Consider the following 23,313-nt stretch of genomic DNA (forward strand, 5'->3'; position numbering starts at 1 on the left):
TCCACCTCGTGTGAACACTCTCGGGAAGCTCGCGGTCGCGGCCGCCACCATCACCATGGTGGCGGCCGCCGCCGGTTGCGGCGACGACGACGCACCGGACGCGGGTGCGGCGCCGACCGCCACGGTCACGGTGACGGCGCCCGCCACGGAGACCTCGACCGCCGGGACGACCTCGCCCTCGGACGGGGCCTCGCCCTCGGACGGGGCCTCGCCCTCCGACGGGGCCACGGCGTCGCCGACGCTGGACGTCCTTGACCTCTCCGCGCCGCCGACGACGTTCCGGGAGGGGCTCGCCCACGTCCAGGCCGCCGACGACGTGACCCGCAAGGGGGCCGAGGAGCTGGCCGACTTCACCACACCGTCGGGCAACATCTACTGCGCGCTCAACGTGGCCTCGATGCCGGCGGCCTGCGAGCTGCGCGAGGGCGCGGTGCCGTCGCCGGACGTCTGCGCGGGCGCGCCGACGACCACGGTCGGGCGCCTCGAGCTGCAGGGCGGGCGGGCCGTCCCGGTCTGCAACACCGACACGATCGTTCGTTCGGGCGCCCCGGTGCTGGCGTACGGCCAGGCGGCGTACACCCGCGACACCGCGTGCGTCAGCGAGGAGATCGGCGTGACCTGCGTGAGCCGCTCGGGCTCGGGCGGGTTCTTCCTGCACCGGGGCGAGTACGTCCTCCTCGACCGCTGACCACGACCGGCCCGGCCGTTAGAGTCCGGGGCCATGACCCCGCGCCGTGCCCTCGTCGTGCTCCTCACCCTCCTGACCGCTGCCCTCGCGCTCACCGCGCCGGCCCAGGCCCAGCGGCCCGAGCCGTCGTACAAGGGGATCCCGCGCACCTACGACGCCGCGCTGGCCCACTTCGAGCTGGCCAACGGCACCGAGGCGCTGAAGAAGTTCGTGACGCCGAGCGGCAACATCTACTGCAACATCGGCAAGGCCGGCCCCAAGGGCTGCGAGATCAACCAGGGCTCCGTCAAGGACCCCGACGCGTGCCCGGGCAACCCCGTCTCCGACCGGGTCGGGCGCCTGGAGTTCCGCGGCAACCGGGTGCTGCCGATCTGCAACACCGACACCATCCGCACCCGCGCCCAGGTGCTGGAGTACGGCGAGGCCACGACCTCGGGCAAGTACGCCTGCATCAGCGAGCGCCAGGGCGTGACCTGCATCCACCGCACCAAGACCCTCGGCTTCTTCCTGCACAAGGGCGAGTACGTCATCTTCAACGCCGGCTGACCCCTCCCTCCGGGCCGCTCGCGGCGTGTAGAGGGTCATGAGCACCCTGCGCGACCGCCTCGCCGACCTGGCCGAGGACGCCCGACCCGGCGCCCCGGACCCCGACCTGTGGGGCCGGGGCCGCCGGTACGCCCGCCGGCGCCGCGCTGCCACTGTCGGCGGGGTGCTGGCCGTGGCGCTGCTCGCCGCGCTGTCCGCCGCCGGCGTCGCCGGTCGGCCGCTGCACCCGGTCCAGCCCGCGGCACCGGAGGGGCGCACGGTGCTGCCGGACCGGATCTTCACGCCCAGCCCACGGCTCCCGACCGCGGACGGACCCACCGGCCCGCTGGTCGCGGTCCTCCCGGCCGAGCACTTCGACTGGCTGGGCCACGGTGCCCCGGGGCTGGTCGGGGTGTCGGCCGTCGACCAGTCCTACGCGTTCCTCGACCTGCCCGGCTTCCTGGGCGACGCCGGCGGTCAGGACACGACCTGGTCGTTGTCCACCGACGGCCGGTGGCTGTCGTACTGGTACGGACCGACTCCGGACGAGGCCGGCACGGTGATCGCCGACGGCATCGCCGTCCTCGACACCAGCACCGGGGCGGTGCGCCGGCACCGCTTCGAGACCGAGCACGGCCTCGCGCCCCAACCGGTCGGGTGGGCCGGGGACACCGTCTACTTCGCCCAGTACGACTACACCGAGCTCCGCGACGACGGCGCCAGCGCGACCCTCGTCGCGTCCTTCGCCTGGCCGGCGGGCGCGGACGCCCCGGAGCGGGTCGAGGACCCGCAGCGGCTCCTCGCGAGCCCGTCGGGACCGGCCGGCCCGGACGGCTTCGTCGCGTCGGGCGCCGGCCGGAGCTGGTACGCCGTCCGGCAGCCCAGTGACCTGCTGCGCACCCCGCTCGCCCGACTGCGGCTCGGGCAGACCCAGCCCGCTCGCGTCGCGCTGGGCCCGGACGGGCAGACCCTGGCGTGGGTCCAGCCGGACCAGGGCGGGAGCACGGGGCAGCTCACCACCGCCCCGGTCGGGGACGGCCAGCCGGTGAGCCCGGTCGAGGCCGGGGTCGGGCGGTTCCCCTCCCTGGTCGGCTGGCTCGACGACGACCGGGTCGTGCTGGAGACGGCACGCGACGGCCGGCTGGTGCTCGAGGCGGTCGACGTGACCTCGGGCGAGGTGGAGGTGCTCTCCACCTTCGACCGCAGCTACCGCTCGGGCGAGCAACTCGCCGTCGGGCTGCTCGACTCGCCGGTGGTCGACGCGGTGCCGCCGCCCCAGCCGCACGACCCGCGGCTCGTCGCGGCGGGCGTCGGTGCCGGTGTCCTGCTGCTGCTCCTGCTGGGGCTCGTGCTGTGGAGGCGTCGTGCGCGCTGACCTGCAGGCGTCCTTCGAGGAGTACGTCGCGGCGCGGCGGCCGGCGCTGCTGCGCACGGCGTACCTGCTCACCGGGGACCACGCCGACGCCGAGGACCTGGTGCAGACGGCGCTGGTCAAGGTGGTGCCCCACTGGAGGCGGGTCGCGGACCGGCCGGATCCGTATGTCCGGCAGGTGCTGACCCGCGAGTCGGTCTCGCGGTGGCGGCGCCGACGCTGGCGCGAGGTGAGCACGCAGGCACCGCCCGAGCGCGGGGCGACCGGTCCCGACCTCGACCAGCGCGAGGCGCTGCGGGCCGCGCTCGGCTCGCTCGCGCCGCGGCAGCGGGCGGTGCTGGTGCTGCGCTACTTCGAGGACCTGACCGAGAAGGAGACGGCGGCCGTGCTGGGCGTCGCCGTCGGCACCGTGAAGTCCCAGGCCCGCGACGCGCTGGCCCGGCTCCGCGCGTCGCTCCCGGACGTCGACCCGGAGGGCGACCTGGACGGCGACGTCAGCGCCGCCGCTGCAGGGCCACCGCCTCGCTGACCGCCCGCTCGACGGCGCGGGGATCGGCCCGGTCCAGCTCGACGACCACCATCATGTGGCGCTCGAAGCGCGGCGGGACGCCGAAGGTCTCCGGGTGGTCGGCCAGCAGCCGCTCTCGGGCCGCGAACCCGGCCCGGACGACCACGGAGGTGGCGTCCAGCTGCCGCGCGACGAGCCGGTCGTCGACGTACCACGCCGGGCGCGCCGCGGTGCCCTTGCGCTTGACGCCGTCGTGCGACCGGGCGATCCGGTCGACGTCGTCGAGGTCCACCCCCGGAGCCTGACACCGGGCGGCCTAGGTTGGGAACGTGCTCGTCGCCTTCAGCATCTCGCCCACCGCCACGGCCGAGGACGGCTCGGTCTCCGAGGCGGTGGCCGCCGCCGTCCGCGTGGTCGAGGAGTCCGGGCTCCCCTGGGAGCTCACCTCGATGTTCACCACGGTCGAGGGGGAGTGGGACGAGGTGATGGCCGTCGTCAAGCGCGCCGTCGACGTCGTCGCCGAGGTCTCGCCCCGGGTCGGCCTCGTGCTCAAGGCCGACATCCGGCCCGGGTACGACGGGCAGCTCACCGCCAAGGTCGAGCGGGTCCGGGCGCTGCTGGACGAGAGCGGACGCGAGGGCTGAGGGGCGGGCAGTCCGGGTACGGCTCCGGTGCGGCGGTCCCCGCGGAGGGCGGACCGGCTGTGCAGGGAGGACCCGGAGGAGGCTGAGGTGCGCGCTCGACTGCTGCTCCTGCTCGCGGCGTACGTCGTCGTCGGGCTCGTCGTGGTGGGGGTCGGCTGGCTGATCACCCACCCGCTCGAAGGCCCCGTGGACGGCTTCGACGACCCGGTCTCGCGCTGGTTCGCGGGTGAGCGGACGGGGACGCTGGACCCGGTGGCGCAGTTCGGCACGCTGCTCGGCGAGACCCCCGTCGGGCTCGGCTTCGCGGCCGTGGTCGGCATCGTCTTCGGGCTGCTGGTGCGCTCGTTCCTGCCGCTGGTGGTCATGGCCGTCACCGACGTCGGGCACGGCGGCATCTACTGGGTCGGCACCCACCTCGACCCGCGCGACCGGCCGCCGGTCAAGATCCTGGACAGCGGGCTGGTGCCCGACCACAGCTTCCCGTCGGGGCACGTCGGCACCGCGGTCGCGGTGTACGGCGGCGCCGCGGTCCTGCTCGCCCTGTGGCTGCGCCGGCGCGAGACCGGCGGGGCGCTGTGGGCGCTGGTCGGGCTGCTCGCGCTCGTCCCGGTCTTCGTGGCGCTGAGCCGGCTCTACGAGGGTGCCCACCACCTCACCGACGTGGCCACCAGCGCGGTGTACGCCGGCGTGTGGCTGACCGTCGTCGTGCGCCTCCTGCGGCCCGTGCCACGATCGGCGGGTGCACTCCGAGACGCGCCCGTACCGCACCGGTGACCGCGAGGTCGTCCTCGACCTGACCCGCGACTGCGCGGCGTACGTCGAGGGCCGCGGCGACGGCCTGCTGCACCTGTTCGTGCCGCACGCGACCGCGGGCATCGCGATCATCGAGACCGGCGCGGGCAGCGACGACGACCTGCTCAGCGCGCTCGGGGACCTGCTGCCCGCCGACGACCGCTGGGAGCACGCGCACGGCTCGCGCGGCCACGGCCGCTCGCACGTCATGCCGGCCCTCGTACCGCCGTACGCCACGGTCCCGGTGCTCGCCGGCCGGCTCGCCCTCGGCACCTGGCAGAGCATCTGCCTGGTCGACCTCAACGTCGACAACGCCGAGCGGACCGTGCGGTTCAGCTTCCTGGCCGGGTGAGCGCCGCCACCGCGGCCCCCTGGCGGGGGCTGGCGCTGGTCTGCGCCGCCGGGGTCGTGTGGGGCACCATCGGCCCCGGCGTCGACGTGGTCGACGACCGCTCCGGGATGTCGGTGTGGGTGGTCGGCGCCTACCGGGCGACCGCGGCCGTGCTGGCGCTGCTGGTCGCGGTCGCGGTGACCGGCCGGGCCGCGCGGTGCCGCGCTCTGCTCGCCGCGCACGGTCCGCGCGCGGTCGCGGTCGGGGTGCTGACCGCGACGTTCATGGTGCTGTTCTTCGTCGCCGTCGTGTCGGTGGGCGTCAGCGTGGCCACCGTGCTCGCGCTCGGCTGGGCGCCGGTGCTGCTCCAGGTGATCCGGGTGGTCCGCGAACGCCGCCCGCCGCCGACCCTCGAGGTCCTCACCGTGCTCGCCGCCCTCGCCGGCCTCCTGCTCATCGGGCTGGCCGGTGCGGGCGACGGCTCGGCGTCGCGGCCGGTGCTCGGGGTGGTCACCGCGCTGGCCTCGGGGACGGCGTACGCCCTGTCCGCCGAGGCCGTCGGCTCCCTGCACGAGCACGACGGCCTCACCCTGGCCGCGGTGACCATGAGCGTCGCCGCGGTCGTGCTCGTCGTCTGCGGCGGGGTGGTCGCGGCCGCGCGCGGCGAGGCCGTGACCAGCGACGACCCGGTGTCGTGGCTGCTCGTGGTCTACCTCGGCGTCGGCACGATGGCGCTGGCCTACGTCCTGCTCTACGCCGGGCTGCGGACCACCCCGAGCCGCACCGCCGTCGTCGCCACCCTGCTCGAGCCGGTCACCGCGGTGCTCATCGCGGTGCTGCTGCTGGGGGAGCGGCTCACGCTCGCCGGCGCGCTCGGCGCCGCGCTCATCGTGGCCGCGGTCGGCTCGCTGGGGCTGCGCCCGGCGGAGCCGGCGCCGCAGTGACGTCTGGTTGGCTGCTGGCGTGATCCGCGCCTACTGCCCCGACGACGCCGCCGCCGTCCGCACCGTCGTCTCCGACGCGTTCGGCGCGGAGGGCGCCCGGGTCGCCGACCTCGCCGAGGCGCTGCGGGCCACGCACGGCCGGGCCGAGCTGGTGGCCGAGGAGGACGGCGACGTCGTCGGCCACGTGCTGCTCAGCCGCTCCTGGATCGACGCCCGGCCGGCGCTGGTCGAGGTCCTGGTGCTCAGCCCCCTCTCGGTCGCGCCCGCCCACCAGCGCCGGGGGACCGGCACCGCCCTGGTGGCCGCCGCGATCGACGCCGCGCGGGCGCTCGGCGTACCCGCGGTGTTCCTGGAGGGCGACCCGGCCTACTACTCCGCGCGCGGCTTCGCGCCGGCCACCCCGCGCGGTTTCACGCGGCCCTCGGTGCGGATCCCCGAGGCGGCCTTCCAGGTCGTGCTCCTCCCGGCCCACGAGCCCTGGATGAGCGGGGCACTGGTCTACGGCGAGCCGTTCTGGTCCTACGACGGCGTGGGGCTGCGTGACCCACACCTCGCCAGTATCGAACAAGCGTTCGAATCCTGACCTATCCTGGTCGGGTGCTCGTCTCCCCCGCCCGGCTGGCCCCGCGAGGTCCGTCCCCCCGACGCCCCCGACTGGGAGCGCACGGCCGTCAACTGGCTGCTGGACATCTGCCCGCCGGAGTACCGCGGCTACCCAGCCCTGCGCCGCCACGTCGTGGTGCTCGCACGCTTCGCCGTGCTCCACGTCGAGGGCAGCCAGGCCGCGGTCAAGCGCGGGCTGAGCGAGGCCCGCGCCGAGCTGCGCGACGTGGCCACGCTGGACGTCGTGGACGCGGCGGTCGAGACCTGGCTGGCCGAGGACGCACGGCTCTCGGGCGTGCGCCGCGCGGTCGGGCTGGTCGAGGAGGCGCTGCGCGGCCGGCGGTACGTCGCGCGGCTGTGATCTGAGACACCTCTCGTCCAATCGGTGGGCCGGTGCGCCACATAAATAAGTAACTCAGTAGAGTTACGTCGTTCAGTCATGAATGACGATCAACTCTGAGGTGCTGATGCCCACCACGACGTCCGGCGCGGAGCTGCGTGCCCTGCTCGACGACCCGGACCGCGAGCTCGCGGTCCTCGACCTCCGCTCACCCCTCGAGCGGACCACCGGCCACCTGGCGCTGAGCGCCGGGCTGCCCTACCACGACCTCGAGCAGCGGGTCCACGAGCTGGTCCCGCACCACGCGACCACGATCGTGCTCGCCTCCGGTCGTCCGCTGGACGACCGGGGCGCAGCGCTGCTGGAGGCGCTCGGCTACCGGGACGTCCGGCTGCTCGAGGACGGCCTCGACTCGTGGACCGCTGCGGGAGAGCGGCTCTACACGGGCACGAACGTGCGCAGCAAGACGCTGGGCGAGTGGATCGAGGCCGAGTTCTCGACCCGGACGATCGACTCCGAGACCGTCCAGGCCTGGCGCGACGCCGGCGAGGACGTCGTCGTCCTCGACAGCCGACCGCACACGGAGTACGTCCACCACCACGTGGCGGGCGGTCTCGACACCGGCGGAGGTGCGGAGCTCGCCTACCGCGGTCTGCAGGCGGTCAGCGGCCCGGACACCAAGATCGTCGTCAACTGCGCGGGGCGCACCCGCGGCATCGTGGGCGCGCAGTCGCTGGTCAACACCGGCATCGTCAACCCGGTCTACTCCCTCCACAACGGGACGCCGGCCTGGGGCTGGGCCGGGCTCACCATCGAGGGGGGCGACGGCCAACCGCTCGCGGCGCCCGCCGAGATCGGTGACGACCTGCGCAAGTGGGCCCAGCAGACCCTCGAGAGCGCCGACGCCGAGGTGATCGGCGCGGCCCGGCTCGCGGAGCTGCAGGCCGATGCGGGCCGGACCACCTACGTCATCGACGTGCGCCGGCCCGAGGAGCACGCCGCCGGCCACGTCCGGGGCAGCCGGTCCGTCCAGGGCGGGCAGCTGGTCCAGGGCACCGACGAGCAGCTCGCCGTCCGCCGCTCGACGGTGGTGCTGGTCGACACCGAGGACCTCCTGCGCAGCGCGAGTACCGTGCAGTGGCTGCGCTACCTCCACGACGGCCCGCTGCGGGTGCTCGTCGTCGATGAGTCCGCCGGCACCGAGCCGACGCCGACCCCGCTGCCCGAGGTCCCGGTGGTCTCCGCCGACGCGCTCCGGCCCGGCGACCGCGTCCTGGACCTGCGCAGCTCCGAGGCCTACGCCGCCGGGCACCTCCCGGGCTCGGTGCACGCGCGCCGCGAGCACCTCGCCGAGCTGCTGCGCGACGCTCCCGCGGTCCTGGTGGGCGACGCGTCGTACCAGCCGCACTTCGCGGCCGCCGAGGCCAACGCCGCGGGCGCGAGCGTGCAGGTCCTCGACGGTGGCGTCGAGGCGGTCGCCGACCGCCTCACCGACGCCGACCCGCAGTACGCCGGCGACGTGGTCGACCAGACCGGTCCGCCGCCGTTCGGTCCCGACCGTGACCAGTGGTACCGCGACTACTTCGACTGGGAGTACTCCCTCGTCCCGGCCTCGACCGGCGACCGGGACTTCGCGTTCGAGGAGAAGCGCCCGTGACCGCGGTCCAGGAGGCGGCGGCCGCGACGTCCTCGCCGGTGCGCACGGTCACGCGCACCTACGACCGCGCGCGCAGCGGTCGCCTGACGGGCCGCGGCTGGGGTCGCACCCCGCAGCTCGTGCTGCGGGTCGTCGCCCCGGTCGTGCTGATCGTGCTCTGGCAGCTCAGCAGCAGTCGCGGCTGGGTCAGCGAGCAGACCCTCCCCGGGCCGACCACGATCCTCGACGCCTACCGCGAGCTGTGGCAGACCGGCGACCTCCAGGCCGCGCTGCCCATCTCACTGCGCCGCGCCGGGGTGGGGCTGCTCATCGGTGGCGGCGCCGGACTGTTCCTGGGCATCGTCGCCGGGCTCTCGGTGACCGCGGAGCGCGCCTATGACGCGCCGCTGCAGATGATCCGGACGATCCCGTTCATCGCACTGGTGCCGTTGTTCGTCGTGTGGTTCGGCATCGGGGAGACCTCGAAGATCAGCCTGATCATCGGGGCCTCGATCTTCCCGGTCTACCTGAACACCTACCACGCCATCCGCGGCATCGACCGCAAGCTGCTCGAGGTCGGACGCACCTTCGAGATGTCGCGGTGGGCGACCATCCGCCTCGTCGTGGTCCCGCTCTCCATGCCGGGGATCCTCGTCGGCTGGAGGTATGCCGCGGGCACCGCGCTCCTCGCCCTCGTGGCGGCCGAGCAGATCAACAGCCAGGCCGGCATCGGCTACATCCTCAACACCGCCAACCAGTTCCAGCGCACCGACATCATCCTGGCCGGGATCCTCGTCTACGCCGTCCTCGGACTGCTCGTCGACGGAGTCATGCGCGGCCTCGAGCGTGTCCTGCTCCCGTGGAGGGCGACCCATGACGGCAACTGACCTCTCGCCCCACGCGGGCGGCGAGCACCTGGGGGAGCCGGTCGTCCGCCTGTCCGGGCTCTCCAAGAGCTACGGCGACCAGGTGATCCTCGACGGGATCGACCTCACCATCGCCCAGGGCGAGTTCGTCGCCCTGCTCGGCCCCCTCCGGCACGGGGAAGACGACGCTGCTGCGCATCCTCGGCCACCTCGAGGACGCCACCTCGGGCACCGCGACCATCGCGCGGCGCACGTCGGTCGTCTTCCAGGAGCCGCGCCTGATCCAGGCGCAGCGGGTGTGGCGCAACGTGGTGCTGGCCGACGGCCGCGGGGCGGCGAGCCGTCAGCGGGCCTTCGACGCCCTGGACGAGGTGGGCCTGCTGCCCAAGGCCAAGGCGTGGCCCAAGGTCCTGTCGGGCGGCGAGGCGCAGCGCGTGGGCCTGGCCCGGGCGCTGTACCGGTCCCCGGACCTCCTGCTGCTCGACGAGCCGTTCGGCGCGCTCGACGCGTTCACCCGGCGCAAGGCCCAGGACCTGGTCCTCACCCTGTGGCAGGACCACCGGCCAGGTGTCCTGCTGGTCACCCACGACGTGGAGGAGTCCCTGCTCCTCGCGGACCGGGTGATCGTCCTCGGGGGCGGTCACATCCAGGCAGACATCCAGGTCGAGACCCCTCGACCCCGGGACACGACCTCGGTCGCCTTCAACGCGATCAAGCGTGAGGTGCTGGCTCAGCTCAGCCACGTGTCCCCGCACGTGAGCCGGGACAACCCGGCCCACCGCGACCACGGCAACGACTACGGAAAGACGTCATGAAGAAGCTGCTCATCTCCCTGCTCACCGCGGTGCTCGTCACCGCCGGACTCACCGGTTGCTCGGCGTTCGGCAGCGAAGGCGACTCCGGTGGGAAGACCAAGCTCACGATCTCCTACCAGGACACCGCGTTCCCGGCCCTCATCAAGGCCTCCGGCGTGCTCGACGGCGCGGACTTCGACGTGGAGTGGGTCAACCTGACCGGCCCGGCCGCCAACCTGCAGGCGCTCTACTCCGGGGCCATCGACCTGGGGCACATGGGTGACACCTCGTTGACCATCGAGCAGGCCAACGCCAAGACCGAGTGGACCGCGGACAACGCGCCGCTGGAGATCGTGGCCGGCTGGCGCAACCCCTACAGCGAGGAGTACTCACCGCTCGTCACCGCGGTCCGCACCTCGGCCGGGATCGACGACCTCAGCCAGGCCAAGGGCCACACCTGGGGCTACAACTTCGGTGGCTACAACCACGCCCAGTACCTCGTCTCCCTGGTCAAGGCCGGGCTGAGCGAGCAGGACATCAAGCCGACCCAGTTCGCGGACGGCGCGACCTCGGCGGCGGCCTTCAACAACGGCGAGGTCGACGTCTACTCCGGCGCCCACGGGGCGATCCTGTCCTCGCTCACCTCCGGGGACGCCAAGATCCTCCTCGACGACAGCGACACCGACATCCCGGCGCTGAACGTGTGGACGGCCCGCAAGGACGTGCTCGCCGACGACGACAAGAACGCGGCGCTCAAGGACTTCTTCTCGCGGATGTCGGGCTACTGGGCGTGGCACGACGACCACCCGGACGAGGTCAAGGACATCCTCAAGAAGCAGCTCAAGGTCGACGACGCCCGGGCCGACTTCGAGTTCCAGGTGCGTCGTGGGCAGTTCCAGGCCTTCGACGACGACCTCATCACCCGCGAGCAGGCCGTGGCGCAGAGCCTGTTCGACGGCGGGGCGATCGCGAAGCTGCCGGACGTCGGCATCGGCTTCGACCCTCGCTACAACGAGGTGCAGAAGGCCGTACCCGACGCGGGCGCCCCCGAGTGACGGCGTCCACCCTGACCACGGCGCGGACCTTCCTCGACGACCTCACGCAGGTCGTCGAGGGGGTCCGGGCCGGCGCGGTCCGCCGGGACCGGGAGCGGCAGTACGCCGTCGCCGAGATCGACCAGCTGCGCGAGCTCGGCTTCTGGTCTCTGACCGTCCCGGTCGAGCACGGCGGCCTCGGCCTGGACCAGGAGACGCTGGTCCAGGCGGTGCTGCTGGTCGCGGCGGCGGACGGCAGCCTCGGCCAGATCCCGCAGAACCACTTCATGACCGTCGAGCGGATCCGGCTCACCGCGGCTCCCGGTCAGCGTGAGCACTGGCTCCGTGTGCTCGGCGCCGGTGCGGTCCTCGGCAACGCCTCGGCCGAGCCCGGCGAGCGTCCGCCCGGCGAGTCGGCGTCGGCCCTGCACGGCGGCCCGGGCTCCTGGCGACTGACCGGCCGCAAGGTCTACAGCACCGGGGCCCTGCTGGCCGACCACATCGCGGTGCAGGTCCGCGACCCCTCCGGCGCGCAGCGCACCGTGCTGGTCCCGCGCGACGCCGACGGCGTGGTCGTCCACGACGACTGGCAGAGCATGGGGCAGCGGACCACCGCGTCCGGGGTCTCGGAGTACCACGAGGTGGCGATCGACGACATCGCCGTGCTCGACCACCCGGGCGACCCGGTGGCGACGTACCGCGTCTCTGCGCTCGGCCAGCTGGTGCACGCGGCGATCGACGCTGGTCTCGCCGAAGGAGCCGTGGGCGAGGCGCTGGCGCTCGCCCGCACGGTGCACGGCGGCCGGGGGAGCGGGGCCAGGGAGTTCGGCGACGACGTGCTCGGCGTGGCGCTGCTCGGGGAGCTGCGGGTCACGGCGCTCTCCGCCCGCCGCCTCGTGGAGTCGGCCGCCCGGCGGCTGGCCGCCCTGGAGCAGGACTCGTCGCTCGAGGAGGTCGCCGACGTCTTCTACGAGGTCGCGGCGGCCAAGCTGGCCAGCACCCGTGCCGCGCTCACCGCGACCGCGGGCCTGTTCGAGGTCGGCGGCTCCAGCTCGACGCGTCCCGAGCTCGGCCTGGACCGCTACTGGCGCGACGCGCGCACCCACACCCTGCACGACGCCGCCCGGTGGAAGCCGTTCGCCATCGGCCGGTGGCTCATCGCCGGCGACGTCGCCGACCCCTGGAGCATCGCCCACCCCTTCCGCCCGCTCGGCGAGCTGGAGCAGCAGGTCGACCACGCGGGACCGGCCAGCGACAGGAGCGCCTCGTGACCGGACCCCGGCGGCTGCACCTCAACGTCAACGTCAACAGCTCGGGGCGCCACCCCGCCTCGTGGCAGGTGCAGCCCGACCCCCTGGGCTTCCTCGACCTCGGCTACTTCGAGGAGATCGGCCGGCTGGCCGAGCGCGGCCGGCTGGACGCGGTCTTCTTCTCCGACGGCTTCGACCACGGTCAGCCGAAGGTCTCCCGGCCGTGGCAGGCGCTCGACCCGTTCGTCCCGCTCACCGCGGTGGCGCGGGTCACCGAGCACGTCGGGCTGGTCGCGACCCAGTCCTCGAGCTTCCAGCACCCCTACAACATCGCCCGGTCGACGGCCTCGCTCGACCTCGTGTCCGGTGGTCGCGCGGCCTGGAACGTGGTCGCCACGCGCAACCCCGTCGCCGCGCTCCTGTTCGGCCTCGACGACCTGCCGAGCCACGACGACCGGTACGCGCGAGCCGAGGAGGCGGTGCGGATCGCGCTGGAGCTCTGGGAGTCGTGGGAGCCGGAGGCGCTGGTCGCGGACCAGAAGTCGGGCACCTTCGCCGACACCGCGCGCATCCACCCGATCGCCTTCCGCGGCCAGCACTTCCGGGTCGAGGGCTCGCTCCAGGTCCCGCGCTCGCCGCAGGGCCGACCGGTGCTGCTCCAGGCCGGTGGCTCGCCCCAGGGCACCGCCCTCGCCGCGACGTACGCCGATGCGGTGTTCTCGGTGAGCCACACCCTCGAGGGGGGCCAGCAGTTCTACGCCGACGTCAAGGCCCAGGCCGCCACGCACGGGCGCGACCCCGACCACGTCGTGATCCTGCCCGGCCTGTTCCCGGTGCTCGGCAGCACCGAGGCCGAGGCGCGCGAGCGCAAGCGGTGGCTCGACGAGGTGGCCGGCTTCGACGAGGAGCTCGACGCGCTGACCGCGACCCTGGGCCTCGAGCCCGGCGACCTGCAGCTGGACCAGCCGCCGCCGTGGGAGACGATCGAGCAGCGCTCCGGGGGGCTCAGCCAGGGCTTCGCGAGTGCCATCCTGGACCTCGCCCGGCGCGACGGCCTCACCGTCCGCGAGCTGCTCGACAAGAACCCCAACGGCCACCGCAGCCTGGTCGGCACCCCGGAGCAGGTCGCCGACGACATCGAGCGCTGGTTCACCGGACGCGCCGCCGACGGCTTCAACCTCAACATCGACTTCTTCCCCGACGGTCTGGTCAACGTGGTCGAGCAGCTGGTGCCGGAGCTGCAGCGGCGCGGGCTGTTCCGCACCGACTACGAGGCCACCACGCTGCGCGGCAACCTCGGGCTGCCCGACCCGGCGCCGGCGGTGCGCTGATGGACCTGCTGCTGACCGGCAAGCGGGCCGTCGTCACCGGGGCCGCCGGGGGGATCGGCCGCGAGGTCGCCCACGCGCTGGCCGCCGAGGGCGTCGACCTGGTCCTCACCGGCCGGACCGCCGCCACCCTGGAGAAGACCGCGGCCGCGGTGACCGAGCGCAGCGGTCGCTCGGCCCACGTCGTGGTCGTGGACGTCCGCGACGACGCGGCGGTCCGGGCCATGGTCGACCGGGCCGTCGAGGTGCTGGGCGGTGTCGACATCCTGGTCAACTCGGCCTCCAACCAGGCGGTCGGCCGACACATGCCCCGGCTGGCCGAGACGGGCGACGACGTCTTCTGGGACGACGTCGACACCAAGCTGGTCGGCTACCTGCGCACCTCGAGGGCGGTGGCACCCCACCTCGTCGCCCAGGGCTGGGGCCGCATCATCAACATCGCCGGCCTGGGCGCGCGGGAGACCCGCTCGATCGTCCGCACCGTCCGCAACGTCGGCGTGGCCGCCCTGACCAAGAACCTCGCCGACGAGCTCGGACCGCACGGTGTCAACGTGACCGCGGTCCACCCCGGGCTCACCCGCACACCGGAGCTGGCCGAGGAGCTGACCGCCCGGGCTGCCGCCGAGGGCCGCACCCTGGCCGAGCTCGAGGACGAGCTCGGTGCCAACGCGCTCAACCGGCTCGTCGACGCCACCGAGGTGGCCGACGTGGTGGCCTTCCTGGCCTCACCGCGCAGCGTCGCGGTCAACGGGGACGCGGTCGGCGTCGGCGGAGGGACGCGCGGTGTCGTCCACTACTGAGGACTTCCCCGTGCTGGTCCGCCTCGGGTTCGCCGACCAGGTCGTCGCGCTGGCCGAGGGCGAGGTCGAGCGGGAGCGGACCGGGCGGGCGCCGTACGACGAGGTGCGGCTGCTCGCGAAGTCGGGGTACGGCGCGGTGCGGCTCCCAGCGCGGCTCGGCGGGCCGGGCGCCACCCTGATCGAGCTGGTCGAGGCCACCGTGGAGCTGGCCTCGGCCGACTCCAACGTGGCGCACCTGCTGCGCAACCACTTCCTGTTCGTCGAGGGCGCGCTGGCCGACGAGGCCCACCACGGACGCTGGCTCACCGACATCGGCGACGGCCTCCTCTTCGGCCTGGGGTTCGGGGAGACCGACATGCCACGGGCCGGGGCGGAGGAGTTCGGGACCACCCTCACCCGGCACGCCGAGGGCTACGTGCTGGAGGGCACCAAGCACTACTCCACGGGCAACGCCTACAGCGACAAGATCGTGGTCAAGGCGGCCGAGCCCGGTGGGGGGCGTCGCGGTGGCCGTGGTGCCGACGCACCGCGAGGGCGTCACGTGCCTCGACGACTGGGACGGCTTCGGGCAGCGCTTCACCGCGTCCGGGACGACCGTGTTCCGGGCTGTGCGCCTCAGCCCCGACGAGGTCGTCACCGCCGCCGAGGTGGAGGCCCGGCCGGCCCGGCGGAGCAGCCCGTTCGCCCAGGTGTACCTGACCGCGGTCGTCGCCGGGATCGCGGCGGCCTGCGCCCGGGACGCGGTGGCGCTGGTCCGGGGCCGGCGCCGGAACTTCTTCCACGGGACCGCGCCCGAGCCGCGCCACGACGCGGTGCTGCAGACGACGGTCGGCCGCCTCTCGGCCGACGCCTACGCCGCGCGCGCCACCGTCCTCGAAGCGGCCCGGTCGCTGGCCGCGGCGCAGGCCGACGGCAGCGTCGCGGCCATGGAGCGCGCTGCGTTGGACGCGGCCCGCGCGAAGGTCGTCGTCGACGAGCTCACGACGCGTGCGGCCACCGGCCTGCTCGAGGCCGGGAGCGCCTCGGCGGTCCGCGCCGGCGCCGCGCTCGACCGGCACTGGCGCAACGCCCGGACCGTCATCGCGCACAACCCGGCGTCGTACAAGCTGCGCGTCCTCGGTGACCACGCGCTCAACGGGACGCCGCCGCCCGTGGGCTCCTTCTTCTGACCCGCCCCGGACCCCCCGCCCCACAGACGCACGACCCCTGGAGGACGTTCGTGACCACCACGAGCCTGCTGCCGCTCATCGTCAACATGCAGCCGTCCGGCGTGCACGCCGGCGCCTGGCTGGCGCCGGGCGCCGACCCCCGCGCGTTCATCAGCCTCGACTACCACCGCGAGCTCGCGACCCTGGCCGAGCGGGGTCGCCTCGACGGCGTGTTCCTGGCCGACTTCGCCGCGCTGCAGCCCGAGTCCGGGCGCCAGCCGCGCTGGACCTTCGACCCGGTGGTGACGCTCTCGGCCCTGGCCGCGGTCACGGAGCACGTCGGGCTGGTGGCGAGCATCAGCACCACGCTCACCGAGCCGTACCACGTGGCCCGCGTCGTCGCGTCCCTCGACCACGTCAGCCGAGGCCGGGCCGGCTGGAACGTCGTGACGTCCTTCGACCCCAACTCGGCCCGCAACTTCGGCCTGGCCCAGCTGCCGGACAAGGACGCGCGCTACCGGCGTGCGGGGGAGTTCGTCGAGGTCGTCGATGCCCTCTGGTCCTCCTGGGAGCAGGGCGCGCTCGCCCTGGACCGCGGGACCAGGACGTTCATCGACACCGACAAGGTGCACCCGGTCGACCACGTCGGCGAGTTCTTCTCCGTGGCCGGCCCGCTGCAGGTGCCACCGCCGCCCCAGGGCCGCCCGGTCGTGTTCCAGGCGGGCGGATCGGACGCGGGTCGCGACCTCGCGGCCCGCACCGCCGACGGCGTCTTCGCGGCCCAGCTCACCGTGGCCTCCTCGCGCGAGTACCGCGACGACCTGCGCGTCCGTGCCGAGAAGGCGGGCCGTCGAGCCGACGACGTCCGGCTCTTCCCCGGCGTCGTGGTCACGGTGGGCGAGACGCGCGCCGAGGCGCTGGCCAAGCGGGAGGCCCTCAACGAGCTGGTGGGCTCGCCCGACGCCCGCCTGGCCGGTCTCGCCCACTTCATCGGCGTCGACCCGGCGTCGCTGGCCCTGGACGAGCCGCTGCCCCCGGCGGTCCGGGAGAGCGCCGGCAGCGGTGGCGGTGCCGAGGGGTTCCGCCAGTCCGTGCTGAGCTTCTTCGACGAGCCGGGTCGCACCGTGGGCGATTTCCTGCGCGAGGGGTCGCTCGGGCACCGCACGCTCGTCGGGGACCCCGCGACCATCGTCGACAGCCTCGAGGAGTGGCGCGACGGGGGTGCGGCCGACGGCTTCGTGCTCATGTTCGAGTCGCTCCCCACCGGGCTGCGCGACTTCGTGGAGCTGGTCGTCCCCGAGCTGCAGCGTCGCGGTCTGACCCGCACCGAGTACGACGATCACGAGACCTTCGCGGCCCGCCTGGGCCTCGACCGACGAACGGAGACCCACGCGTGAGCACGCACCGCAGGCTCGGCGCCCTCGACGTCTCGCCGACCGGACTCGGCTGCATGAGCTTCGTGCAGTCCACCGAGCCCGCCGACGAGCAGGTCGCCCGCGAGGTCATCGAGGCCGCGCTGGACGAGGGCGTGAGCTTCTTCGACACCGCCGACATCTACGGCAAGGGCATCAGCGAGACGCTGGTCGGCCGGGTGCTGGCTCCGCGTCGCGACGAGGTCACGATCGCGACCAAGTTCGGCAACCGCCTCGACGGCGACCAGCCGGGCGGCCGCGACCTCGACGCCCGACCGGAGTACGTCCGGTCCGCGCTGGAGGCCTCGCTGCGGCGCCTCGGCACCGACCACGTCGACCTGTACTACCTGCACCGGGTGGACGCGCAGGTGCCCATCGAGGAGACCTTCGGGGCCCTGGCCGAGCTGGTCGAGGCCGGCAAGGTCCTGCACCTCGGGCTCTCCGAGGCCGGGCCGCAGACGATCCGGAGGGCCCACGCCGTGCACCCGGTCACCGCCGTGCAGTCGGAGTGGTCGGTCTTCAGCCGCGACATCGAGGACGAGGTCGTGCCGGTCGCGCGCGAGCTCGGCATCGGGCTGGTGCCGTACTCCCCCCTCGGTCGCGGGCTGCTCACCGACCTGATCCGGTCCGCCGACGACGTTCCCGAGCGGCTCCGGGGCCGCGAGCGCTACAGCGGCGAGGAGCTGCGTCACAACGTGGCTCTGGCCGACGAGGTCCGCGAGGTGGCGGCCGAGCTGGGCGTCCAGGCCGGGCAGGTCGCGCTCGCCTGGGTGCTGGCCCAGGGGGACGACGTGGTGCCGATCCCGGGGACCAAGCAGGTCGACCGCGCGCGGAGCAACGCCCGCTCGGTCGACGTACGCCTCGACGACGCGCAGCGAGCCCGGCTGGACCGGCTCGCCGACCGGGTCCGCGGCCACCGCTCGCCCCGGCCGGAGCTGGTGGGGCTCGAGGCGCCGCTGCCGGCGTCGGTCTGAGGGGCCGGCCGTGGCCCGCAGGATCCGCTTCAACGCCTTCGCCATGAACACCGTCGGCCACCAGTCGCCGGGGCTGTGGCGCCACCCCGAGGACCGGTCGGAGCACTACACCGACCTCGAGCACTGGACCGAGCTGGCCCGGGTGCTCGAACGCGGCGTCTTCGACGGGGTGTTCCTGGCCGACGTGCTCGGCACCTACGACCTGTACGGCGGCGACAGCGCGGCCTCGCTGCGGGCGGCGGCCCAGGTCCCGATCAACGACCCGATGATGCTCGTCCCGGCGATGGCGCTGGTCACCGAGCACCTCGGCTTCGGCGTCACCGCCAACACCTCGGCCGAGCACCCCTACCCCTTCGCAAGGCGGATGTCGACGCTGGACCACCTGACCCGGGGGCGCGTCGGGTGGAACGTCGTCACCGGCTACCTCGACTCGGCCGCCCGCAACATGGGCGCCACGCAGCTCGAGCACGACGAGCGCTACGACCAGGCCGAGGAGTACCTCGAGGTCACCCGCAAGCTGTGGGAACTGTCCTGGGAGGACGACGCGGTGGTCCGCGACCGCGTGTCGGGCGTGTTCGCCGAGCCCGCGAAGGTGCACCCGATCGGGCACCACGGGCACTGGTTCGACGTCCCGGGCTTCCACCTCAGCGAGCCGTCCCCCCAGCGCACGCCGGTGGTCTACCAGGCCGGGGCGTCACCGCGCGGCCTGGCCTTCGCCGCCCGGCACGCTGAGGCCATCTTCGTGGGCGGCTCCAGCCCGGAGTCGCTGAGGGCCGTCGTCGGCCGCGCCCGGCAGGCGCTGCACGACGCGGGTCGCGACCCCGACGGCGTGCGGATCTACACCAAGCTCACGATCATCACCGCCGCGACCTCGCAGGAGGCGCACGCCAAGCACGCGGAGTACCTGCGCTACGCCGACGTGGAGGGCGCCCTCGCCCTGGTGTCGGGCTGGATGGGCGAGGACCTGTCCCGGCACGACCTCGACCAGCCGCTCGGCACGGTCAGCAGCAACGCCATCCACACCTACGCCGCGGCGTTCTCCGGGACGCGGGACGACGGCAGGCCGTGGACGGTGCGCGACCTCGGCGAGCGTGCCGCCATCGGCGGGCTGGGGTCGCTGGTCGTCGGCTCCGGGCAGGAGGTGGCCGACCAGGTCGAGGACCTCGTGGAGCAGACCGGCGTGGACGGCTTCAACCTGGCCTACGTCGTGACACCGGGCTCGTTCGTCGACGTGGTCGAGCACGTCGTGCCGGTGCTCCAGGAGCGGGGCCGCTACCCGACGGCGTACGAGCCGGGCACCCTGCGCCACAAGCTGCTCGGTGCGGGCGACCGGCACTCCGAGCCGGTGTCGAGGGTCGGGCAGCCGGCCTAGCGCAGCGGGTCGGCCGAGCCGAGCCGCCACAGGGCGATGCCGTGCAGCCCGAGGTCGCCGGCCAGCTCTTGGCGAAGGGCTACGGACCGGGCGTCGGACCACCACAGGCGGGTGCCGTCGGAGAGCCGGGCCGTCCACTCGCCGGCGCCGTCCCGCCAGCGGGCGGTGGCGCCGTCACGGGCCACGAGCTGGCGGGCCTGCTTCGGCGAGACGGTGCGCCCGCCTGGCCAGGTGTAGCCGTAGCCGGCCACACCCAGGTCGACCTTGGCCGCCGGCACGACGGTGGTCACCACGGCGACGGCGCGGCGCTGCCAGGGCAGGGCGCCGACCGGGCCGGGACCGGACCACGGACCGTGCTGGTCGTAGGTCATGAGGGCCAGCGAGTCGACGGCGGCACCGAGCTCGGCCAGCCGGTAGCCGCGCGCGACGTACTCCTCGGCGCGATCGGAGGCCATCACCGCGATCGAGACGGTCTTCTCCGCCGGGAGCAGCTGCTGGAGCCGGGTGACGAGGGCGAGCAGCCCGTCGGCGTCGCCGCGGCGCAGGGACTCGAGGTCGACCTGGATGCCGTCCCAGCCCTGCGCGGCGGCCGCCGTGGCGAGCTGGCCGGCCACGGCCTCCACGTGCGCCGGGTCGCGCAGCAGCCGGGCGCCGGCGCGGGGGTCGAAGTCGCCGAGCCGGTCGCTGTAGTTGCTCACCAGCAGCTCCGCGCGCAGCCCGTGCGTATGGGCGAGGGCGGCCATCCGGCCGTCGGTGGTAGACACGCGGGTGCCGCGGGGCGAGAGCGTCACCCCGTCCACGCCGAGGGTGCTGAACGCGTGCCCGTCGCGGGCGATGAGCGACTCGGGCGCGTCGCCGTAGACGTAGCCGGTCGAGTGCAGCGGCTCGACCGCGCCCGCCGGCGGCGCCACGAGCGCGAGGAGGGCCAGCAGGACGGTGAGGAGCACGGCGCGCACGACGGACACCCTGCCACGGTCCGGTTTCCCGGCGAGAGCGCGTGAGCGTCTCCTAGATTGCTCCCATGAGCGAGGTCATCACCAGCGGTGTGCTGAGCGTCTCGCGCGGCGAGGTCGAGCTCGCCGACCACCCGATCAACCCCGACTGGGTCCTCGAGGGCCGGCCCCTGGCCCGCATCTCGGAGTGGGCCGAGAGCGCCGACGGCAGCGCCTCGCACTGGACCTGGGACTGCACCGCCGGCCGGTTCCGCTGGTACTACGACGTCGACGAGACCATCGTGATCATCGAGGGCGGCTGCTCCATCCAGGTCGACGAGGAGCCGCCCGTGCTGCTCGGCGTCGGCGACGCGGCGTACTTCCCGGCCGGCCACTGGGTCACCTGGACCGTCGAGCACTACGTCCGCAAGCACGCCGTCGTGCGCGTCCCGGTGCCCCGCACGATGCGGTACGTCGTCAACGGCTTCGGCCGGCGCACCCACCGGCTGCGCGACGCGATGCCCTAGTCCTCTGCCTGGCTTACGCTGTCGGCGCCATGGCCCCCACCCGCCGGCGCCGCCTCGTCGTGACGTCCCTCGTGCTCGCCGTCGCGGCCACGTCCGCGACGGTCGTCGCGGCGGTGACCACGGGCGAGCACCGGCCAGCCGCGGCCGAGTCGGGCGCCGAGCCCGGCGCGGCCCCGGCCGCGGTGGACGTCTCGCTCACCGACTGCGGCTCGACGTGGATGCCCGGCCCGGCCGGCGAGCAGGAGCTCACCCTGCGCAACGCCGACCTGCGCTCGGGAGAGGTGCGCGTCCTCGGCGTGGACGCGGCGCACCGCGAGCAGGTCTTCGCCGAGGTCGAGCCGCTGGGCCCGGGCACGACGGTGACCGTGCACGTGCGGCTGGCCGCCGGGCAGTACGCCCTGCAGTGCCTGTTCGAGGAGCAGTCGCCGGTCACCGGGCCGGCGCGGGAGCTGACCGGGCCGGGCGCGGGCGTGCGCGGCGTCGTGCCCGTCCCGCAGGACCAGCTGATCCGGGCCACGCTGCGCTACACCCGCACGGTCCGCAGCCGGCTGCCCGCGATCGAGCAGCAGACCCGGGCGCTGGCCGCCGCCGTCGCGCGGGGGCACGTCGCCGCCGCCCGGCGGTCCTGGCTCGAGGCGCACGCCGGCTACGCGCGGCTCGGCGCGGCGTACGGCGCGTTCGGCGACCTCGACGGCGTCCTCGACGGCGTGCCCGACGGGCTGTTCCACCGGGTCGAGCGGGTCCTCTGGGACCCCGCGGGCAGCCCCCGGGGCGCTGCCACCGAGGCGCTGGCCGACGCGCTGGCCGACGCGGTGCACCGGCTCCGTGCGGAGCTGGCCGGCGCCCAGCTGGACCCCGTGGAGTTCACCGTGCGCGCCCACGAGATCGCGGAGAACCTGCTCCGGCCGGTGCTCACCGGCGACGCCGACTTCGGCAGCCACAGCGACCTGCGCACGGTCGCGGCCGGACTGGACGGCACGCGCACCGTGCTGAGCCTGGTCCGCGAGCCGCTGGCCTCCCGCTACCCGCACCTGTCCCGGCTGTTCCGCGAGCTGCGGCAGGCCCGCCGGCTGGTCGCGCGCCTCGCGAGCGGCCCGATGGGGAGCACGGCGATCGCCGACTGGCCGACCGCGCAGCGGCAGCGCGTCGACGCGGTCGTGGCCGAGCTGGCCGAGCACCTGGCCTCGGTCGCGACGGTCCTCGAGCCCCGGAGGGTGACGTGACGGGCATCGCGCGGCGCGGGCTGCTGCGCGCCGGCGCGGTCGGCGCTCTCGGCGGCGCGGTCGGCGGCGCGTCTCTCGGGCCGGACCTCCGAGCCGGCGCCCAGGACGGCACCGCGCCGGCGGAGCCGATCGCGTTCCACGGCGTGCACCAGCCGGGCGTCACCCGCGACGTGACCGCGTCGGCGGCGTACGTCGCGCTGGACGTGGTCGGGCACCGGCGCGGCGAGCTCGCCGACGCGCTGCGCACGTTGACCGAGCGGGCGCGGTTCCTCAGCACCGGCGGGCGGCCGCCGGACGTCGGCCTCACCGCGCCGCCGGCGGACTCCGGCGTGCTCGGCCCGGAGGTGCCCGCCGACGGCCTGACCGTGACGGTCTCGGTGGGGGCGAGCCTGTTCGACGACCGCTTCGGGCTGCGCCGGCTGCGGCCACGACGGCTGACCACGATGACGCCGTTCCCCGACGACGACCTCGACCCCGCCCTGTGCCACGGCGACCTCCTGCTCGTGCTGGCCGCGCCGCACCCGGACACCGTCGTGCACGCGCTGCGCGACCTGCTCCGGCACACCCGGGGCGCGCTGCAGCCGCGCTGGCGGGTGGACGCCTTCGCCTCGCCCCCGCGGCCCAGCGGCACGCCTCGCAACCTGATGGGCTTCATGGACGGCTCGGCCAACCCCACCGAGGACGAGTACGACCGGCTCGTCTGGGCCGACCCGGCCCGGGAGCCGGCCTGGGCCGCCGGAGGCAGCTACCAGGCCGTGCGGGTGATCCGGATGCTCGTGGAGTTCTGGGACCGCGTGGGCCTCAACGAGCAGGAGCGGATGATCGGCCGGCGCCGCGACACCGGTGCGCCGCTGTCCGGCTCGGTCGAGACCGACCGGCCCGACTACACCGCCGACCCCGTCGGTGCGACCACGCCGCTGGACGCCCACATCCGGCTCGCCAACCCGCGCACGCCGGCGACCGACGGCAGCCGGATGCTGCGCCGCGCGCACAACTACGACCGCGGCCTGGACCTCGACGGCGACCTCGACATGGGGCTGGTCTTCACGGCGTACCAGAGCGACCTGCACCGGGCGTTCGTCACCGTGCAGAAGCGGCTGGCGGGCGAGCCGCTGACCGACTACGTCTCGCCCATCGGCGGCGGCTACTTCTACGCGCTGCCCGGCGTCCGCGACACGGCCGACTTCTATGGGCAAGGGCTCGTCTCCGGCGTAACGTGACGGCCTGTGCCTCGTCGCCTGGGAACCGTGCTCACCCTCTGCTCCGCCGG

Annotated in this window: 26 protein-coding genes and 1 pseudogene; 25 read left to right on the forward strand and 2 right to left on the reverse strand. The window is 74.4% G+C overall.

Annotated elements, in window-relative coordinates; genetic code table 11:
• Window positions 1–10: 10 nt before the first annotated feature.
• From G5V58_RS25610 to G5V58_RS08985, 4 genes are read left to right on the forward strand one after another with little or no spacing between them, the layout of a single operon-like run.
• Window positions 11–688, forward strand: a complete 678-nt coding sequence (locus G5V58_RS25610) for a DUF6636 domain-containing protein (RefSeq protein ID WP_196240575.1) — start codon at window positions 11–13, stop codon at window positions 686–688.
• A gap of 33 nt (window positions 689–721) precedes the next feature.
• Window positions 722–1,234 (forward strand): hypothetical protein, encoded by a 513-nt coding sequence (locus G5V58_RS08975; protein WP_165231297.1) that lies wholly within the window; start codon window positions 722–724, stop codon window positions 1,232–1,234.
• 37 nt (window positions 1,235–1,271) lie between these two features.
• The gene (locus G5V58_RS08980; RefSeq protein WP_165231301.1) at window positions 1,272–2,588 is read left to right on the forward strand and encodes a hypothetical protein; all 1,317 of its coding nucleotides are present in this window, start codon (window positions 1,272–1,274) and stop codon (window positions 2,586–2,588) included.
• Entirely contained in the window at window positions 2,578–3,114 is a 537-nt protein-coding gene (locus G5V58_RS08985) for a SigE family RNA polymerase sigma factor (RefSeq protein WP_165231304.1), read from the forward strand. Before G5V58_RS08980 ends, G5V58_RS08985 begins: the two co-directional genes overlap by 11 nt.
• On the opposite strand, the gene G5V58_RS08990 is transcribed toward G5V58_RS08985, so the two are convergent.
• The gene (locus G5V58_RS08990) at window positions 3,080–3,385 is read right to left on the reverse strand and encodes a hypothetical protein (protein WP_165231307.1); all 306 of its coding nucleotides are present in this window, start codon (window positions 3,383–3,385) and stop codon (window positions 3,080–3,082) included. The two genes, G5V58_RS08985 and G5V58_RS08990, sit on opposite strands and share 35 nt — an antisense overlap.
• Window positions 3,386–3,422: 37 nt before the next feature.
• Between G5V58_RS08990 and G5V58_RS08995 the strand changes: the two genes are divergently transcribed.
• The 18 genes and pseudogenes from G5V58_RS08995 (at window position 3,423) to G5V58_RS09080 (ending at window position 19,361) form a co-directional block, all read left to right on the forward strand.
• On the forward strand, window positions 3,423–3,737 hold the full coding sequence (locus G5V58_RS08995; protein WP_165231309.1) for a thiamine-binding protein: 315 nt from the start codon (window positions 3,423–3,425) through the stop codon (window positions 3,735–3,737).
• Window positions 3,738–3,824: 87 nt separating this feature from the next.
• Window positions 3,825–4,511: a phosphatase PAP2 family protein gene (locus G5V58_RS09000; RefSeq protein ID WP_165231312.1), complete on the forward strand. Its 687-nt coding sequence runs from the start codon at window positions 3,825–3,827 to the stop codon at window positions 4,509–4,511.
• Window positions 4,477–4,881 (forward strand): YjbQ family protein, encoded by a 405-nt coding sequence (locus tag G5V58_RS09005; protein ID WP_165231315.1) that lies wholly within the window; start codon window positions 4,477–4,479, stop codon window positions 4,879–4,881. Before G5V58_RS09000 ends, G5V58_RS09005 begins: the two co-directional genes overlap by 35 nt.
• Window positions 4,878–5,804, forward strand: coding sequence for a DMT family transporter (locus tag G5V58_RS09010; RefSeq protein ID WP_230487204.1), 927 nt, complete (start codon window positions 4,878–4,880; stop codon window positions 5,802–5,804). Before G5V58_RS09005 ends, G5V58_RS09010 begins: the two co-directional genes overlap by 4 nt.
• Before the next feature lie 19 nt (window positions 5,805–5,823).
• A complete protein-coding gene (locus G5V58_RS09015) occupies window positions 5,824–6,387 on the forward strand; it encodes a GNAT family N-acetyltransferase (RefSeq protein WP_165231318.1) in 564 nt (187 codons plus the stop codon).
• A 153-nt stretch (window positions 6,388–6,540) separates the two neighbouring features.
• Window positions 6,541–6,768 carry a hypothetical protein gene (locus G5V58_RS25930; protein WP_165231321.1) on the forward strand — a complete coding sequence of 76 codons (228 nt, stop codon included), beginning with the start codon at window positions 6,541–6,543 and terminating at the stop codon, window positions 6,766–6,768.
• Between the two features lie 82 nt (window positions 6,769–6,850).
• The gene (locus G5V58_RS09025) at window positions 6,851–8,404 is read left to right on the forward strand and encodes a rhodanese-like domain-containing protein (protein ID WP_230487205.1); all 1,554 of its coding nucleotides are present in this window, start codon (window positions 6,851–6,853) and stop codon (window positions 8,402–8,404) included.
• Window positions 8,401–9,270, forward strand: coding sequence for an ABC transporter permease (locus tag G5V58_RS09030; RefSeq protein ID WP_165231324.1), 870 nt, complete (start codon window positions 8,401–8,403; stop codon window positions 9,268–9,270). Before G5V58_RS09025 ends, G5V58_RS09030 begins: the two co-directional genes overlap by 4 nt.
• A gap of 176 nt (window positions 9,271–9,446) precedes the next feature.
• Window positions 9,447–10,064 carry an ABC transporter ATP-binding protein gene (locus G5V58_RS09035; RefSeq protein ID WP_230487342.1) on the forward strand — a complete coding sequence of 206 codons (618 nt, stop codon included), beginning with the start codon at window positions 9,447–9,449 and terminating at the stop codon, window positions 10,062–10,064.
• On the forward strand, window positions 10,061–11,098 hold the full coding sequence (locus G5V58_RS09040) for an ABC transporter substrate-binding protein (protein WP_165231327.1): 1,038 nt from the start codon (window positions 10,061–10,063) through the stop codon (window positions 11,096–11,098). The genes G5V58_RS09035 and G5V58_RS09040 overlap by 4 nt, the downstream gene beginning before the upstream one ends.
• A complete protein-coding gene (locus G5V58_RS09045; protein WP_230487206.1) occupies window positions 11,095–12,348 on the forward strand; it encodes an acyl-CoA dehydrogenase family protein in 1,254 nt (417 codons plus the stop codon). Before G5V58_RS09040 ends, G5V58_RS09045 begins: the two co-directional genes overlap by 4 nt.
• The gene (locus tag G5V58_RS09050; RefSeq protein WP_165231330.1) at window positions 12,345–13,658 is read left to right on the forward strand and encodes an LLM class flavin-dependent oxidoreductase; all 1,314 of its coding nucleotides are present in this window, start codon (window positions 12,345–12,347) and stop codon (window positions 13,656–13,658) included. The genes G5V58_RS09045 and G5V58_RS09050 overlap by 4 nt, the downstream gene beginning before the upstream one ends.
• Window positions 13,658–14,455 (forward strand): SDR family NAD(P)-dependent oxidoreductase, encoded by a 798-nt coding sequence (locus G5V58_RS09055; protein WP_165231333.1) that lies wholly within the window; start codon window positions 13,658–13,660, stop codon window positions 14,453–14,455. Before G5V58_RS09050 ends, G5V58_RS09055 begins: the two co-directional genes overlap by 1 nt.
• A 10-nt stretch (window positions 14,456–14,465) precedes the next feature.
• Window positions 14,466–14,708: pseudogene (locus tag G5V58_RS26705) on the forward strand (acyl-CoA dehydrogenase family protein); the annotation flags it as partial.
• Window positions 14,709–14,946: 238 nt separating this feature from the next.
• On the forward strand, window positions 14,947–15,624 hold the full coding sequence (locus tag G5V58_RS09065; RefSeq protein ID WP_165231336.1) for an acyl-CoA dehydrogenase family protein: 678 nt from the start codon (window positions 14,947–14,949) through the stop codon (window positions 15,622–15,624).
• A 50-nt stretch (window positions 15,625–15,674) separates the two neighbouring features.
• Complete coding sequence (locus G5V58_RS09070) at window positions 15,675–17,000, forward strand: NtaA/DmoA family FMN-dependent monooxygenase (protein WP_165231339.1); 1,326 nt, start codon at window positions 15,675–15,677, stop codon at window positions 16,998–17,000.
• The gene (locus G5V58_RS09075) at window positions 16,997–17,989 is read left to right on the forward strand and encodes an aldo/keto reductase (protein WP_230487207.1); all 993 of its coding nucleotides are present in this window, start codon (window positions 16,997–16,999) and stop codon (window positions 17,987–17,989) included. Before G5V58_RS09070 ends, G5V58_RS09075 begins: the two co-directional genes overlap by 4 nt.
• Window positions 17,990–17,999: 10 nt before the next feature.
• On the forward strand, window positions 18,000–19,361 hold the full coding sequence (locus tag G5V58_RS09080; RefSeq protein WP_165231342.1) for an LLM class flavin-dependent oxidoreductase: 1,362 nt from the start codon (window positions 18,000–18,002) through the stop codon (window positions 19,359–19,361).
• Here the strand turns inward: G5V58_RS09080 and G5V58_RS09085 are convergent.
• The gene (locus tag G5V58_RS09085; protein WP_165231345.1) at window positions 19,358–20,326 is read right to left on the reverse strand and encodes a glycosyl hydrolase family 18 protein; all 969 of its coding nucleotides are present in this window, start codon (window positions 20,324–20,326) and stop codon (window positions 19,358–19,360) included. The genes G5V58_RS09080 and G5V58_RS09085 overlap by 4 nt on opposite strands.
• A 56-nt stretch (window positions 20,327–20,382) precedes the next feature.
• Between G5V58_RS09085 and G5V58_RS09090 the strand changes: the two genes are divergently transcribed.
• From G5V58_RS09090 to G5V58_RS09100, 3 genes are read left to right on the forward strand one after another with little or no spacing between them, the layout of a single operon-like run.
• Entirely contained in the window at window positions 20,383–20,820 is a 438-nt protein-coding gene (locus G5V58_RS09090) for a cupin domain-containing protein (RefSeq protein ID WP_165231347.1), read from the forward strand.
• A gap of 29 nt (window positions 20,821–20,849) precedes the next feature.
• A complete protein-coding gene (locus G5V58_RS09095; protein WP_165231350.1) occupies window positions 20,850–22,043 on the forward strand; it encodes an EfeM/EfeO family lipoprotein in 1,194 nt (397 codons plus the stop codon).
• Window positions 22,040–23,263, forward strand: a complete 1,224-nt coding sequence (locus tag G5V58_RS09100; RefSeq protein WP_165231353.1) for a Dyp-type peroxidase — start codon at window positions 22,040–22,042, stop codon at window positions 23,261–23,263. Before G5V58_RS09095 ends, G5V58_RS09100 begins: the two co-directional genes overlap by 4 nt.
• Window positions 23,264–23,313 lie beyond the last annotated feature (50 nt).

Origin of the sequence: Nocardioides anomalus (assembly GCF_011046535.1) — a bacterium.
Lineage (GTDB): Bacteria > Actinomycetota > Actinomycetes > Propionibacteriales > Nocardioidaceae > Nocardioides > Nocardioides anomalus.

Bases quoted from the DNA above. Each gene is read 5' to 3' on its own strand.
- G5V58_RS08980 (WP_165231301.1), top strand. From the start codon at position 1,272: ATGAGCACCCTGCGCGACCGCCTCGCCGACCTGGCCGAGGACGCCCGA.
- G5V58_RS08975 (WP_165231297.1), top strand. From the start codon at position 722: ATGACCCCGCGCCGTGCCCTCGTCGTGCTCCTCACCCTCCTGACCGCT.
- G5V58_RS09090 (WP_165231347.1), top strand. From the start codon at position 20,383: ATGAGCGAGGTCATCACCAGCGGTGTGCTGAGCGTCTCGCGCGGCGAG.
- G5V58_RS09095 (WP_165231350.1), top strand. From the start codon at position 20,850: ATGGCCCCCACCCGCCGGCGCCGCCTCGTCGTGACGTCCCTCGTGCTC.
- G5V58_RS09055 (WP_165231333.1), top strand. From the start codon at position 13,658: ATGGACCTGCTGCTGACCGGCAAGCGGGCCGTCGTCACCGGGGCCGCC.
- G5V58_RS09040 (WP_165231327.1), top strand. From the start codon at position 10,061: ATGAAGAAGCTGCTCATCTCCCTGCTCACCGCGGTGCTCGTCACCGCC.
- G5V58_RS09025 (WP_230487205.1), top strand. From the start codon at position 6,851: ATGACGATCAACTCTGAGGTGCTGATGCCCACCACGACGTCCGGCGCG.